The sequence below is a fragment of the Chroococcidiopsis thermalis PCC 7203 genome, from assembly GCF_000317125.1.
Taxonomy (GTDB): Bacteria; Cyanobacteriota; Cyanobacteriia; order Cyanobacteriales; family Chroococcidiopsidaceae; genus Chroococcidiopsis; species Chroococcidiopsis thermalis.
In genome coordinates this window covers 5,315,604-5,330,235 of the sequence record NC_019695.1, presented here as the reverse complement: position 1 = coordinate 5,330,235, position 14,632 = coordinate 5,315,604, and the positions used below count along the sequence as shown (strand labels likewise).

The window sequence follows — 14,632 nt, the reverse complement described above, 5'->3', positions numbered from 1 at the left end:
ACTAAATCGGTCGCTCATAGCCCCCCTTGTTAAGGGGGGTTGGGGGGATCTTCCGTGGCGCAGTCAGATCAAAATGGTATCGCCTGCTTCTTGCCATCAAACAGAGAGAACAAAGCCCCCTTAAAAAGGGAGTTGGGGGAGCTTCAAAATCTTGGCATCACAACAGAGATGTATTGACCAATCCCTGCATCCAAAAATACTCGTCTCAAGCTGCTGGAACTTTACCTGATATCGCTTCAACAAATGCAGCGTGTGAAATTCTCGCGCCTGTTTGCAAATATTCCATCGCTGTTAGCGCTGCCCAATGTGCGTCCCAATCGGAACCAGAACAGCAATCTTCAATAACGTGGAAGTGGTAATCGTGCTGATGAGCATCCGCTGCCGTGTAATGCACGCAAACGTTCGTCATCATACCAATTAATACTAAAGTATCTACCTTCAACCCCCGCAGCAGGATCTCTAAATCCGTACCAAAAAAACAGCTGTAGCGACGTTTGCTAATTGTAAATTCTCCGTCAATTGGAGCTAATTCACAATAATAATCAGTACTAGCCCAAGTTTCCAAACAGTGAATCGGTTCTGCACCATCTAACTCCCGTCCAAAATCCACCATTTCTTTACGATGGACTTCTTTACAGTGAATAATTGGTAGTTTTGCTTGACGCGCTGCTGCTAAAACTCGCTTTGCCTTGGGCAACAATTGGGCAATACCAACATAGGAAAGCGTGCAATCTCCTGTGAACGCTCCAGTTTGCAGATCGACACAAATTAAGGCAGTTTTGTTTGGCTCTAGCTTGAGGTTCATCACTGATTGGTAATTGGTAATTGGTAGTTGGTAGTTGGTAGTTGGTAATTGGTCTTTTGTTACTGATAACTTTGTAGAGACTTTACATCTAACGTCTCTACATTGATAACTGATAACTGATTCTATCGGGTTTGATCTGCCCAAGGGGTAAGCTGTCTGGAGAGCCACTTCAAACTGTAGTCAATTAGTAAGCCGATCGCGCCAATTAAAGCAATACAAAATAATACTTTCTCTGTTTGCAGAAATCGTTGAGCTTGAATAATTTTGAAACCTAAACCGCTTTGAGCTGCTACCAATTCGGCAATGACTAAAAAGTTCCAAGCTCCAGAAATATTAACTCGTAGAGTATCTAGAACGCTAGGAAATGTTGCTGGCACAATCACTTTGAACAAGACATCGCGACGATTTGCCCCTAAAGTATAGGCAACATTAATCATCTCGTTGGGAATGAATTTGACCGCATCTGCTACCATGATGGCGTTGTACAGTACGACACCCAAGAAGACAATTAGTATCTTGGCTTCTTCACCTAAACCAACCCAAATCACAATTAGCGGTACAAATGCGGTGACAGGCATATATCTCACCGTACCGACAATGGGAGCGAATAGGCTTTCCATGCTGTAGAAAGTTCCCATTGCGATTCCCATTGGTACTCCAATAATTGCGGCAAATAGAAAACCGCCGAGAACCCGACCGCAGCTTACGAGGACATCCATAATGAGATTGTCCTGAGTCAACATATCTATACCAGCTTGGAGAACCGCTGTTGGTGTGGGGAGAAACATTGGCGGAACCCAACCCGCGTAACTCGCGATCGCCCATAATATTAACGGTACTGCGAGAGATGTTGCGGCGATCGCCATTGCCAGCCAACGGGGGAAACCTTGGCGGATGCTCCAAAACACGGAAGGTTCGAGATAGCGGTTTTGACGAGGCGAAGCTAGATCTGAATTACTGAAACTAGATTGAGCCACCAGTGGTATTACCTCCATCTATTAGCAAATACTTTAGAAACTTTCAGTAACTGGAGCAGCAGAGGATGTGAGTCGATCGCTGTGAAGAATTCCGTTATTTTGCTGAATTGTCGATCGGTTGTCTCAGTCTTCTGCTACTAAAAAGCATAGTGTAGAGAAAAGCAAGATTTAGGCAGCTTATTTTAATACTATTACAGTTGCTGAATTTATATGTTTGTATTTATTTATACTCAAATCAAGTATCATAATTGAAAGAAATTGGTGTAAACTAGTTTACTTCCATTCAGGTAATACTTTGTACCCTATTGACAACAATTTGCGCGGCGATCGCTCCTTTGTTTTTTTCTCTTGCAACTGCGATCGTACTGATAAAAATAGTTGATTGGCGATCGCGCTTTAAAGCTATATTGAGAAGTCGGAAGTCGTGAATCGTATGTTAGCAAACTATTACCTTTGAAGAGGCATCATTCATAGCCAAAAATCTGTATCTCAATTAACAATTTTAGTAGATAGCTTGAGATTAACTGAATTAGAGCAACTTGACAAAAGTATAGATCGCGATAATTTTTAGATGTAGGAATGCGTAGCTTATGCTTGATACCCGCTTCAACGGTCAATTGCGGGAACAATCAACCCAATCGGGACGAGCCGATCTAAATCAACCTAAGTTGGAAGTCCGAGAAATCTGCAAATCCTATTCCAATCGTGGTAAGGAATTGGTAGTACTAGAAAAGATTAACTTCCAACTTGACCCTAGAGAATTTGTTTGTTTGGTTGGTGTATCTGGGTGTGGTAAATCTACTCTACTTAATATCGTGGCTGGACTCACAACTCCTTCCGCAGGTCAAGTATTAGTTGACGGTCAGGCTGTGACTGGTCGTCCTGGGAGCGATCGCGGTATGGTGTTTCAAGGCTACACGCTTTATCCTTGGCTAACAGTCTCGCAAAATATTGCATTTGGTTTGCAGTTGCGTAAAATGTCCAAAGCGGAGCAGCGAGAGCGGGTAGCATACTACTTGAACGTAGTTGGCTTAACTCAGTTTGCTAAAGCTTACCCAAAACAATTATCAGGTGGAATGAAACAACGAGTTGCGATCGCTCGTGCTTTAGCCAACGAACCAGAAGTACTATTGATGGATGAACCTTTCGGCGCTTTGGACGCTCAAACCAAAGAACAAATGCAGCAATTTTTGTTAGAACTTTGGGAGCAAACTCATACGACTGTATTGATGATTACTCACGATGTCGAAGAAGCAATCTTTCTTTCCCAGCGCATTTATGTCATGAGCAGTCATCCCGGTCGGCTGCAACTAGAAATACCTGTCAATTTGCCAGCCAATCGTCATTTAGAAATTAAACTCTCATCAGAATTTGTTGAGATAAAACGTCAAATTCTGCACGCTTTGCGCGGTGAGTAGGGGAGTCGGTAGGGGCGGGTTTCCAAACCCGCCCGTATGGGAGTCGGAAAGAAAGACTTATTCGTGTAACTTTCAGAAATAGAGTGTAAGTGATGGTTAAATTTCCTGCAAGACGTTTGATTGTGCTGGCTTTGATATCTTTGTTATGGGCTGTTGCTTGTTCTCCTCAAACTTCAACAACTTCATCTTCTTCCCCTTCATCTCCTACGCCTCAACCTCAAGTATTGATTTCTGGTATTAATCCTTGGCCTGGATATTCAGGTCACTATGTCGCACTCCAAAAAGACTTTTTTAGTCAAGAAGGCATCAAGGTGCAAGAAACTTTCTTTCAGAGTGCAACAGAAGGTATTACTGCATTTCTAGCTGGAAAAGTTGACGTAGGCTGGGTAACATCAGGAGATGCAGTACAAATGATTAGCAAAGATCCGTCAATTCGGATGTTCTATGTTGTCGATTATTCAAATGGATCGGATGGTATTTTAGGTCATAATATCAACAGTCCCAAAGATATGAAAGGGAAAACCGTTGCTAGAGAAAATATATTATTTGAGAAGGTTTTATTACGTAGCTACTTAGAGAAAGGCGGATTGACCGAACAAGATGCGATCGTAAGAGATTTAACTGCCGCAGATGCAGCAGCGGCATTTGCTGCCAAACGTGTCGATGCTGCCGTATCTTACGAACCCTGGTTGACTAAAGCAGCCAAGGAAAGTGGAGGAAAAATTATTTTTACCACTAAAGATACGAATTTAATTGCTGATGTATTAGTCGTAAGACAAAAACTGATTGAAAGCCGCAAAGCGGATCTTCAGGCTTATGTGCGGGCGATCGATAAGGGAGTTAAGTTAGTGAATTCTGGTGATGAAGAAGCAATCAAAATTGCTGCTCAAAAGTTAGGAGTCACCCCAGAGGAAGCAAAAGAACAAATCGCGGGAGTCAAGATTTTTGATTTGGACAGTAACAAGTCAATTGCATTTAATTTAAATCATCCCAATAATGCAATGAAAAATTTCGAGCTGACGGCAAGAGCTGCTTATGACTTTAAAATAGTTCCTAAACCTCTTGAGCTGAAATCTTTGTACGATGATTCTATAGTCAAATCAACTTAAACTTTATCATCCAAATTGTAAGGTGGGCATTGCCCACCTTACTACCACTCACCATGATGCACTCTAAAGCTGTCTGTCAAAGCTGGTTTTCGACGCAAAAAATTAGTGACAACCTCTACCTAATTAGCGAACCGCATTACTATTGGTGGAATCGGGCAAATCTCTGGTTAATTAAAGGTCGCGATCGCGATCTTTTGATCGATACTGGGCTAGGGGTTGCGAGTTTGCGGCAATACATTGCTAGTTTAATTGATAAACCGTTGTTGGCGATCGCCTCTCACATTCACTTCGATCATGCGGGTGGGATGCACGAATTCGACGAACGCGCCATTCATGCGGCGGAAGCCGAAGCACTGCAAAAAGGAGATGATTATGAGGCGTTGTGTACGCCAGCACAAGGTTGGGTATTAGAAGAACATTTCGACTTGCTACCTTACCCTGGATTTACAGTCGAAACATATACCTTAAATGCAGCAGAACCTACACAAATTCTTCAAGAAGGAGACGTATTAGATTTAGGCGATCGCGCTTTTGAGGTGTTGCATCTCCCTGGACATTCCCCTGGCTGTATTGCTTTATATGAACCCAAATCTCAAGATTTGTTCTCTGGAGATGTGATTTATGATGGCGAGTTGTTAGACGAACTTCATTGCAGTGATATCCCTACTTATATTGCTACCTACGAACGGCTAGAAAAACTGCCAATAGAGACAGTTTATCCCGGTCACTACACGTTTTTTGGCAAAGAGAGATATCAACAAATCATCGCCGAGTATTTAGCAGCAAGGCGCAAACCAGGGTGTCCTTCGGAAATTCAAGTGTAGGGCATTGCCCCCGAGGATCGGAGGGTTGTTAAGGGATCGAGTCTTATCTGCGCTACACTTCGCGAACGCTTAGCGCGCCATCACTATCACTAGCAGCAAGCTTTAACCAGTCTATCGGCTCCCGCGAAAATAGAAAAGATACTCCAACCGCCCCGACAAAGTTATCTAGATTCAACCCCTTCTCGGTATCCACAACCGTTCCTTGACCGTAGAATAAGCGATGAATCCGAAAACGATGGTAGTTAGCGATGAGTTGAGGTAGCGTCACGTACTGACGGTAGTTGCGGGGGTATAATTCGGCATCTAATTTAGGCAAAAGATACCAAGGACAGCGAATAACTCGATGATGGGCGTTGTGATAGCCAAAGTTTAGCAGCAATACATTTAGCCAAGACCAACGCAGAGAAATGAGGTTAGAGAAAGTATTTGCTTCCTCATGTTCCAAACTGTATTGCGGTAAGGATTGACCTAGTTGAAACACAGTGTACGTGTGCTGAAAGCAGTCGATAAATCTGAGGATGTTGATAAAGCAAATATAAGCGAAAAAGTAAAGAACAATGGCATGGGGAGAATAGATTGCTAAGGCTGTGAATAGGCTACCTCGGAGTAATAGTAACAAACCGTTACGCACTCGCTCATCTCGGCGCTGTTGTCCCAAAAATGGAGAAAGGGCATTAAACCACCGCAACAAAAAGTTAATAGCGGGAAAATAAAGCCATTCCAGCGCCACAATTAGGCGTACTATCGGCTTTGGTGCAGTTTGGAGGAAATCTGGTAGGGAAAAAGCAGAAAAGTCAGCCCTGTTTTTATGATGGGCTAAATGGTTGCTGGCAACATCGCGATAACGACTGTAGCAAGAACCTGTCAGAAATAACATTACCTGCGCAAATGCGACATTCCAGCGCGGGTTACGAAAAATGTTGCCATGAATAAATTCATGGACGAAGTATGCTGCCCAAATTAGCGTATGGGTTAATAACACCGTACCCAAGAGGTTTAACCACCACAAATGCTGCACGATGCAGAAAATTGCAAAGCTGTATCCTACCAAGACGTAGGTTAACGCCGCACCGTTAATCCAGTAGTTGCGATCGTTGATATAGAAACTTGCATCTGGGGTAGCTGCCGTAGTCATATCACTAAATGGATTTCCGAATCTAGCCTCGGATTCAGCATACGGGTGTCCATGCATGAAATATGTTTTGAATAATACAGTTAGTTGGAGCAAGAGAACAGTAGGAAACGATCGCTATCGAGCTAGCGTTCCTTTGGCTCCAAATTCATCCAAACTGCGTAAGTAATTTCCAACTGTCTCCACAAAACGCGGCGATCGCGATAAGTCGCCAAAAATCTCAGATATACCGAGTAAAGGTCGAGGATCGGAGCCGCCGGAACGAGCGCGTTGTGTCAAAATATCTGCCATAGGATCGTCGATCTCGATCGCGTTGCCTTGGTCATCCTGTCCCTTCAGGTAACGGAACCAAGCAGCAATCGTCAGACTCATATATTCGATCGCCCCATCCTGTTGTAGAGCGTCACGCAACGAACCCAGAATAAATTTTGGCATCTTAGCAGCACTATTGAGACACAAACGCGGTAGCCGATCCTGTATTTTAGGATTGGCAAATCGTTGAATTAACGTCTGTTTGTAAGCGTCTAGATCGATTCCCGGTACGGGTTGAAGCGTGGGTGTAACTTCTGCCATCAGGCGATCGACGGCTTGCCGAATTGCCGGATCTGCCATTACCTCATGCACGTAGGTATATCCTGCCAGAGTGCCGAGATAACCAATGAGTAAGTGACTGGCGTTGAGTAACCGAATTTTCATCATCTCATAAGGATGAACGTCATCGGTCATTTGTACGCCTACAGATTCTAAATCCGGTCTACCCGCACAAAAGTTATCCTCAACGACCCACTGAAGAAATGGTTCTGCCACAACTGGAAAGGCATCATCAATCTGAAATTGCTCCGCCACCATTTTGAGATCGGCTGCTGTTGTCGCGGGAGTAATGCGATCGACCATGCAGTTAGGAAAGGTGACGCGATCGCTAATCCAATTTCCTAACTCTGGATTTTGCATTTGAGCAAAGGCAGTTAACATTTTACGGGCAATATTGCCATTACCCTGTAGGTTGTCACATGATAACACCGTAAACGGTGGCAATCCTTGTTGGCGACGCTTATTCAGTGCTGCTGTCAAAAAGCCATAGACCCCAATTGGTTCGTGTGGATGTTGTAAATCGTGCTGAATTGTCGGATGGTGAGCATCAAATTCGCCGCTACCTTCAATGTAGTAATAGCCTGCTTCTGTAATCGTCAGCGTCACAATTCGACAGTGGGGATCTGCCAGTGCGTCAATAACGCGGGCGCGGTTATCTGGGGCAAAGAGATAGCGTGTAATCGAGCCAATAACACGCGCCCAATCGCCTTCAGTCGAGCGTTCCACCAAAGTATACAAACAATCCTGAGAATGCAGGGCATCGCGCATCCGGCGATCGAATTCCAGCAGTCCCACCCCGCAGATACCCCATTCGCGATCGTGAGTTTGCTGCAAATAGTTATCAAGATATAGTGCTTGGTGCGCTCGATGGAATCCACCCACACCAATATGGACGATGCCATTAACTAAGGAGTGGCGATCGTAATTGGGAACGCGGATGTTGTTCGGCAAACGAGATAAGGAAGCTTCATTCAGCTTAATTGTTGAGCCTGTGCTGATATTGCTGTTCATGGAATTCATCAGTAGTTAAATGGTGACGACGAACTTTAGGAATAGCTTCACCTTGCTGGTTAAATAAATGACAGAGATCGCCGTTAATCTGGAGCGGTGCGAGATCGTGCATCCGGCTGGGATTATCTCCGTCTGTTTGCACAATTAACGTGTCGCCACCCGCAATCTTGACGTAGAGAAAAGTTTCTCCACCCAACCGTTCTACAACAAGTACTTCGCCATTGAGCGTGGCGTTATGGCGATCGAGTCGCAAGTGTTCGGGACGAATTCCCAGCGTGGCTCTATCTCCTACCGACAATCCAGGCTGGACGGGAATTGTTACTGTTGCCTCACCAGGCAGTGCAACTGTTGTCCCAGAATTATTTACAGCTGTCACCGTCACTGAGAGAAAATTCATTTTAGGCGAACCGATAAACCCAGCCACGAATAAATTGCGGGGATGGTGGTACAGTTCCAACGGCGATCCGACTTGCTCGACAATACCACCCTGCAACACCACAATTTTGTCAGCTAGCGTCATCGCCTCCACTTGATCGTGCGTCACGTATATCATCGTGGCTTGCAAAGTATCATGAAGGCTAGCAAGTTCGATCCGCATCTGTACGCGCAAGGCTGCATCCAAGTTTGACAGCGGCTCGTCGAACAAAAAGACTTTAGGTTTGCGCACCAAAGCCCGACCGATCGCTACCCGTTGGCGTTGTCCTCCCGATAGTTCTCTAGGCTTCCGATTTAATAGCGGTTCTAATTGAAGGATACGGGCAACTTCTTTCGCTCTTTCAAGACGCTGAGCCTTAGGAACACCCGCTAGGCGCAGACTAAACGCCATATTCTCTGCTACCGTCATGTGGGGATACAAGGCATAGGTTTGAAACACCATTGCCAACCCGCGTTTATCTGGTGGTACGTCATTTACTCTCACGCCATCAATGAGTAAATCGCCAGATGTGATTTCCTCCAGTCCAGCGATCGCCCGTAACAAAGTTGATTTGCCACAACCAGAAGGACCGACAAAGACAACAAATTCGCGATCGCCGATATCAAGATCGATACCTTTAATCACCTCAGTATCGGCATACCGTTTATGGATATTTCTTAAAGTAACTGTTGACATAATTTTGGTAATTGGTGATTGGTAATTGGTAGTTGGTAATTGGTAGTTGCATGGTACGAGATCGATTAATTCCGAATTCCGAATTCCGAATTCCGAATTCTTACTTCACTGCTCCAAACGTCAACCCCCGTACCAGTTGCCGTTGACTGAGCCAACCGAAGATCAGGATGGGGGCGATCGCCAGTGTTGATGCGGCGGAGAGTTTTGCCCAGAATAGCCCTTGGGGGCTGGAAAATGAGGCAATAAATGCTGTGAGTGGGGCTGCATCTGCTGTCGTCAGGTTTAAGCTCCAGAAGGCTTCGTTCCATGACAAAATAATTGAAAGCAGCGCGGTGGAGGCAATTCCAGGTAATGCTAGGGGTAGCAAGACATGGAGCAGTTCTTGGCGCGTGTTTGCCCCATCCATGCGATCGGCTTCGAGAATATCTTTGGGAACTTCTTTGAAGAAGCTGTAGATCATCCAGACAACGATCGGCAAGTTAATCAGGGTATAAATGATAATCAAACCGATGCGGGTATCTAGCAATCCCAAGTTGCGACACAGAATGTAGATCGGCACTAATACGCCTACGGGTGGCAGCATTTTGGTAGATAGCATCCACAGTAAGGTTCCTTTGGTGCGCTTAGTAGGGAAGAATGCCATTGCATAGGCAGCAGGTACGGCAAGCAGTAGCGCGAGTATTGTCGAACCGAGTGAGACGGCTATGCTGTTAAACGCATAGTTGAAATAATCTGCCCGATCTTGGATGGCAACATAGTTTTCCAATGTAGGCTGGAAAAACAATTGCGGTGGAGTTGAAACTGCTGCTACTTCAGTTTTGAAGCTGGTAATAAACATCCAGAAGATCGGGAAAAACAAGATGGCAGCAGCTAGCCATCCTAGAATTGTCCAGAGCCAGAGGCGAGAATTTTTACGTGCCATGATTATGTATCCAGATTACGAGCAACGCTACGCATCAAAAAGATTGCGACAATGTTGGCAAGGAGGACGGCAATTAATCCACCCGCTGAAGCACCACCGACATCAAATTCTAGTAAGGCTTTGAGGAAAATATAATAGGCAAGGTTAGTAGTTGCCAGTCCGGGTCCACCACCAGTAGTCACGAAGATTTCGGCAAAGATCGTCAGGAAGAAAATCGTCTCGATCGCAGCGACTACAGCAATAGCGCGACTCAAATGCGGTAGCATAACGAAACGAAATAAGGCGATCGCATTTGCCCCATCCATCCGCGCCGCCTCTAACTGTTCGCGATCTAAAGACTGAATGGCAGTGAGTAAAATTAGCAATGCAAAGGGCAGCCACTCCCAGGAAACAATGATGATAATCGCCAGCAAGGGAAAATCGGCAAACCAATCGATCGCCCCTAAGCCCAATCCTCTTGTGATTTGAGCAAACAGTCCGTTGACTGGATGCATCAACATATTTTTCCAGATCAAGGCGCTGACTGTAGGCATGACGAAGAATGGCGAGATCGCCAGTACCCGCGCAATCCCGCGACCCGGAAAGTCTTGGTCAAATAAGACCGCGAGTAACGTGCCTAGCGCGATCGTAATTGCTAACACCGAGGCGACTAAAATTAGAGTGGTGGCGATCGCCGTCCACAATGCCGGATCGGTGAGGATGAAGGTGAAATTTTCAATTCCGATGAATCGGCGGGCATCTGGATTCAGCAGGTTGTATCGCTGAAAGGAAAACCATAAGGTCATCGCCAGAGGCACAATCATCCACAGCAGCAGCACAATGACCGAAGGCGCAACTAAAGATAAGGTCGATGTCTGTCGCCTAGAACGTTTGGCAGGTGGTGGCGTTGCCTGTTGAGGCTTTACAGCTAATGAGGAAGACATAAGTAAGTCAAAAGTTAAAAGTCAAAAGTCAAAAATTGTAGGGGCGGGTTCACCCGAAATACTGGTCAGAATCAAATACGATCGGTAAACCCGCCCGTACAAAAGTCAAAAATTGTAGGGGCGGGTTCACCCGAAATCTGTAGTTAGCATCAGAGTCTATTTGGGAAACCCGCCCGTACAGGAGTCGGGAGTCGTAGGGGCGGGTTTGGAAACCCGTCCCTACGACTCACTGGTCAATATATCCGGTGTGTTTCATAAACCGTTCGGTTGCACTCTGCGATTGTTGCAATGCTCGATCTACCGAAATGTTGTTGGTCAGTGCGGCGGCGATGGTCTGCCCGACAGAAGCGCCGATCGCTTGAAATTCTGGAATGTCTACATATTGAACTCCCTTATAAGGAGTTGGTTCGGCGGCGGGATGGGTAATATCGGCAGATTGGATTGAGTTCAAGACAATCTGAGCAAACGGTGCGGCTTTTTGATAATTGGGATTGTTGTAGGTGGAAGTCCTCGTCCCTGGTGGAACGGCAACCCAGCCATTTTTGTTCGCAACCAATTGGATGTATTCCTTGGATGTTGCCCAGGCGATGAACTTTTGCGCCTCTGCGGGAGATTTTGAGGTTTGAGGAATTGCTAACGCCCAAGCCCATAGCCAGTTCGATCCATTAGGATACTCTTCAATTGGCGCACGGGCAAAGCCAACGCGATCGGCGACTTGGGATTCTTTCGGATTAGATAACAGTCCCGCTGCAACGGTTGCATCTACCCACATGCCGCATTTACCCGTCGAGAACAACGCGAGATTCTCGTTGAATCCATTAGAACTGGCTCCTGGGGGTCCATATTTTTGTAGCAGTTGGACGTAAAATCCTACTGCCTCTTTCCAGGCTGGAGTATCGAGCTGAGGTTGCCACTTCATGTCAAACCAGCGCCCGCCGGAGGTGTTGACCAAGGTAGACAGAAATGCCATGTTTTCGCCCCAGCCAGGTTTTCCTCGCAGACAAACGCCATATACCCCGTTTGCCGGATCGTGAACTTTACTCGCCCACTGTGCGATCTGAGCGTATGTTGGTTGTTCGGGAACGCTAATTCCTGCTTTGGCAAACAAATCTTTGCGGTAGTACAGCATTGAACTTTCTCCATAGAACGGCAGCGCGTAGAGCGTGCCGTCGTTGGAAAGTCCTTCTCTGATGGGTTTTAGCAGATCGTTTACGTCATAGCTAGCAGGTAGGTTGTTCAATGGTGTTAGCCAACCTCGTCTCGCCCATATTGGGGTTTCATAAGAACCGATTGTCAAGACATCAAATTGTCCTCCCTGGCTGGCAACATCCGTAGTCGTGCGTTGGCGCAACACGTTTTCTTCCAGCACCACCCACCTGAGTTCGATATTGGGGTTTTCTTGTTCAAACTGGCGAGAAAGCCCCTGCATGACAACCATGTCGCCGTTGTTAACGGTGGCGATCGTCAGTCTAGTTTTCTCGGCGGCTGATGAAGACGAACAAGCGTGTAGCAGTTGCACCAGCATCAACCCAGCTAGGAATGCAACCAGTACTTTAGCGAAGCGGGGGATACGCACCGCATAACTCCTTTGATGTTAAAAAATTAAATGAAATTTTGATTTTATGCTCTAGACTTGGGCAAAAGCTCAATAATAGAGATCGTACTCGGCTCGATTTAAAAAATGAGAAGTCAATGAGTATTTGCAATAATTCTTCAACAATAGGTAGAACCAATGACAGCAAGAGCCACCTATGACTTTGCGGGTAAGACCATCCTGATTACAGGCGGTGCAGGAGACATTGGCAAAGCGACCGCACATCGTTTTGCTGCTAATGGTGCAGGTGTGGCACTCTGGGATTTAAACGAAACCAAAATGGTAGATGTAGCGCGAGAACTAGCAGAGTACAACGTTCCAGTCGCCACATTTGGCTGTGATGTCACAACCTCTGAAGATGTCGCCAAAGCTTTTGCTGGGGCTGTAGAGCAATTGGGACGGATCGACTATGTTTTTAATAATGCAGGCTATCAAGGTTTGTTTGCCAAGACTGACGAGTACCCAGAAGATGACTTTCAAAAAGTCATTGACATCAATGTTGTCGGTGTTTTTCACGTTCTCAAGGCTGCCGCACAACATATGCGCGAATCTGGCGGCGGGGCAATTGTCAATACGGCAAGTTATGCGGGGGTAGTAGGTCCACCGAACATGGTGGCTTACGCTGCTTCTAAGTTTGCGGTTGTCGGCATGACTCAGACAGCAGCAAAGGATCTCGCTCCTTATGGTATTAGAGTCAATGCACTCTCTCCAGCGTTAATCGGTCCTGGCATGATGTGGACGCGACAGACAGAATTACAGGCATCTGTAGGATCTCAATACTTTGATTCCAATCCCAAAGTCGTCGAGCAGCAGATGATCGATTCAGTCCCAATGCGCCGTTTGGGAAGCTTAGAAGAAGTTGCTAACGGTGTAGCGTTTCTCATGAGTGAAGAAGCCAGCTATATTACTGGGTTTAACTTGGAGATTACGGGTGGACAGTAGGGGGACAAGGGGGACAAGGGAGACAAGGGGGACAAGGGGGGACAAGGGGGACAAGGGGGACAAGGGGGACAAGGGAGACAAGGGGGACAAGGGGGACAAGGGGGACAAGGAGGTGACTATCAATGACCCACTACCAATTACCAATTCCCCATTACCACTTTTAATAATTTGTAAAGAACTGAGCAAAATGCCTTGCTTTGAGCATATGCTCGAAGATTCAATCTTCCTTTTGAGAGATATACAAATCCTGAAGGTAGGATATGGGAGAAACTGGTTCGGAGCGACGCGATCGCAAGTTAGATCTGGCAGCTCATGCTGCATGGCTCTATTACATAGCCGGAAATACGCAAGAAGAAATTGCAGCAAAGCTCAGCGTGTCTCGGCAAGCGGCACAACGCCTAATTGCGCTGGCAGTGAGTGAAAAGCTGATCAAATTTCGGCTCGATCATCCCTTGAGTGAATGCATTGCTCTAGCTGAAGCGCTACGCGACAAATTCGATTTATCGCTTTGCGAAGTCGTACCGAGTGACGCGGGAAGTGGCGACACATTCAACGGTATTGGCGTGCGTGCTGCTAGCTGTTTAGAAACGTATCTTATTGCAAAAACGCCTACAGTATTGGCATTTACTTCAGGGCGAACATTGCGATCGATGGTGGAGCAGATCCCGTCAATGGAGCGACCGCAGCATAAAATTGTTTCTACTATTGGTAATATGTCTCATTACGGGCGGGCAGGTCATCATGAAGTCGTGATGCATTTATCAGAGCGGGTTGGTTCGCAAGCGTATCCCGTACCGACTCCGGTTGTAGCGACTAGTGTTGAAGAACGGGAACTGTTGCAGACGCAGCGATCGTTCATCGCCGTCAAAACCCTTGCCGAGCAAGCCAAGGCAACATTTGTCGGTATCGGTCAGATTGATTGGAATGCCCCATTACATCAAAATGGCTTTATTAACGATGACGAGGTAGCTGAATTAGTCGAACTGGGTGCAGTGGGGGAGATTGCAGGCTGGGCGTACGATCGCCACGGAGTTTTGCTGCAACAGGGAACGAATAGCCGTGTCGCCAGCGTACCGCTCGAACAACCCGCGCAGCGGCTCGTTATTGGTGTAGCAGGTGGCGTAAAAAAGGTAGAAGCCATTTTAGCTGCTTTAAGCGGCAAGCTAATTACAGGGTTAATTATCGATGAAGCAGCTGCTCAAACAATTCTTGCCAAAATCTGAATTAGCCAGTAAAAAAGCGATCGCCTTCATAATTTAAACAGAACGCGATC

At 46.2% G+C, this 14,632-nt stretch carries 14 protein-coding genes; 6 read left to right on the top strand and 8 right to left on the bottom strand.

The features are described 5' to 3' along the window. Positions 1-205: 205 nt before the first annotated feature. Positions 206-805 carry a cysteine hydrolase family protein gene (locus tag CHRO_RS23210; protein ID WP_015156666.1) on the bottom strand — a complete coding sequence of 200 codons (600 nt, stop codon included), beginning with the start codon at positions 803-805 and terminating at the stop codon, positions 206-208. Between the two features lie 122 nt (positions 806-927). Further along, entirely contained in the window at positions 928-1,782 is an 855-nt protein-coding gene (locus tag CHRO_RS23205) for an ABC transporter permease (protein ID WP_015156665.1), read from the bottom strand. 590 nt (positions 1,783-2,372) lie between these two features. Between CHRO_RS23205 and CHRO_RS23200 the strand changes: the two genes are divergently transcribed. The 3 genes from CHRO_RS23200 to CHRO_RS23190 all read left to right on the top strand — a co-directional run bounded on the left by CHRO_RS23200 (position 2,373) and on the right by CHRO_RS23190 (position 5,133). Then, the gene (locus CHRO_RS23200) at positions 2,373-3,200 is read left to right on the top strand and encodes an ABC transporter ATP-binding protein (RefSeq protein WP_015156664.1); all 828 of its coding nucleotides are present in this window, start codon (positions 2,373-2,375) and stop codon (positions 3,198-3,200) included. 92 nt (positions 3,201-3,292) lie between these two features. Beyond that, positions 3,293-4,309, top strand: coding sequence for an ABC transporter substrate-binding protein (locus CHRO_RS23195; RefSeq protein ID WP_015156663.1), 1,017 nt, complete (start codon positions 3,293-3,295; stop codon positions 4,307-4,309). Between the two features lie 56 nt (positions 4,310-4,365). Continuing rightward, entirely contained in the window at positions 4,366-5,133 is a 768-nt protein-coding gene (locus tag CHRO_RS23190) for an MBL fold metallo-hydrolase (protein ID WP_041463447.1), read from the top strand. A 52-nt stretch (positions 5,134-5,185) separates the two neighbouring features. On the opposite strand, the gene CHRO_RS23185 is transcribed toward CHRO_RS23190, so the two are convergent. The 6 genes from CHRO_RS23185 to CHRO_RS23160 all read right to left on the bottom strand — a co-directional run bounded on the left by CHRO_RS23185 (position 5,186) and on the right by CHRO_RS23160 (position 12,348). After that, a complete protein-coding gene (locus CHRO_RS23185; protein ID WP_181824226.1) occupies positions 5,186-6,268 on the bottom strand; it encodes a fatty acid desaturase family protein in 1,083 nt (360 codons plus the stop codon). A 114-nt stretch (positions 6,269-6,382) separates the two neighbouring features. Continuing rightward, complete coding sequence (locus CHRO_RS23180; protein WP_015156660.1) at positions 6,383-7,867, bottom strand: mannitol dehydrogenase family protein; 1,485 nt, start codon at positions 7,865-7,867, stop codon at positions 6,383-6,385. Beyond that, positions 7,833-8,978 carry an ABC transporter ATP-binding protein gene (locus CHRO_RS23175; RefSeq protein ID WP_015156659.1) on the bottom strand — a complete coding sequence of 382 codons (1,146 nt, stop codon included), beginning with the start codon at positions 8,976-8,978 and terminating at the stop codon, positions 7,833-7,835. Before CHRO_RS23175 ends, CHRO_RS23180 begins: the two co-directional genes overlap by 35 nt. Positions 8,979-9,078: 100 nt before the next feature. Continuing rightward, on the bottom strand, positions 9,079-9,900 hold the full coding sequence (locus CHRO_RS23170; RefSeq protein WP_015156658.1) for a carbohydrate ABC transporter permease: 822 nt from the start codon (positions 9,898-9,900) through the stop codon (positions 9,079-9,081). Between the two features lie 2 nt (positions 9,901-9,902). After that, positions 9,903-10,823 carry a carbohydrate ABC transporter permease gene (locus tag CHRO_RS23165; RefSeq protein WP_015156657.1) on the bottom strand — a complete coding sequence of 307 codons (921 nt, stop codon included), beginning with the start codon at positions 10,821-10,823 and terminating at the stop codon, positions 9,903-9,905. A gap of 226 nt (positions 10,824-11,049) precedes the next feature. Further along, positions 11,050-12,348, bottom strand: a complete 1,299-nt coding sequence (locus CHRO_RS23160; RefSeq protein WP_084739185.1) for an ABC transporter substrate-binding protein — start codon at positions 12,346-12,348, stop codon at positions 11,050-11,052. 207 nt (positions 12,349-12,555) lie between these two features. Here CHRO_RS23160 and CHRO_RS23155 point away from each other — a divergent pair, with 207 nt between their 5' ends. Genes CHRO_RS23155 through CHRO_RS23150 form a run of 3 tightly spaced genes read left to right on the top strand, consistent with a single transcriptional unit; the run spans position 12,556 to position 14,582 of the window. Further along, on the top strand, positions 12,556-13,359 hold the full coding sequence (locus tag CHRO_RS23155; RefSeq protein WP_015156655.1) for an SDR family NAD(P)-dependent oxidoreductase: 804 nt from the start codon (positions 12,556-12,558) through the stop codon (positions 13,357-13,359). Next, positions 13,349-13,780 (top strand): hypothetical protein, encoded by a 432-nt coding sequence (locus tag CHRO_RS33945; RefSeq protein WP_245570508.1) that lies wholly within the window; start codon positions 13,349-13,351, stop codon positions 13,778-13,780. The genes CHRO_RS23155 and CHRO_RS33945 overlap by 11 nt, the downstream gene beginning before the upstream one ends. Beyond that, positions 13,662-14,582, top strand: coding sequence for a sugar-binding transcriptional regulator (locus tag CHRO_RS23150; RefSeq protein WP_342669351.1), 921 nt, complete (start codon positions 13,662-13,664; stop codon positions 14,580-14,582). Before CHRO_RS33945 ends, CHRO_RS23150 begins: the two co-directional genes overlap by 119 nt. Positions 14,583-14,632 lie beyond the last annotated feature (50 nt).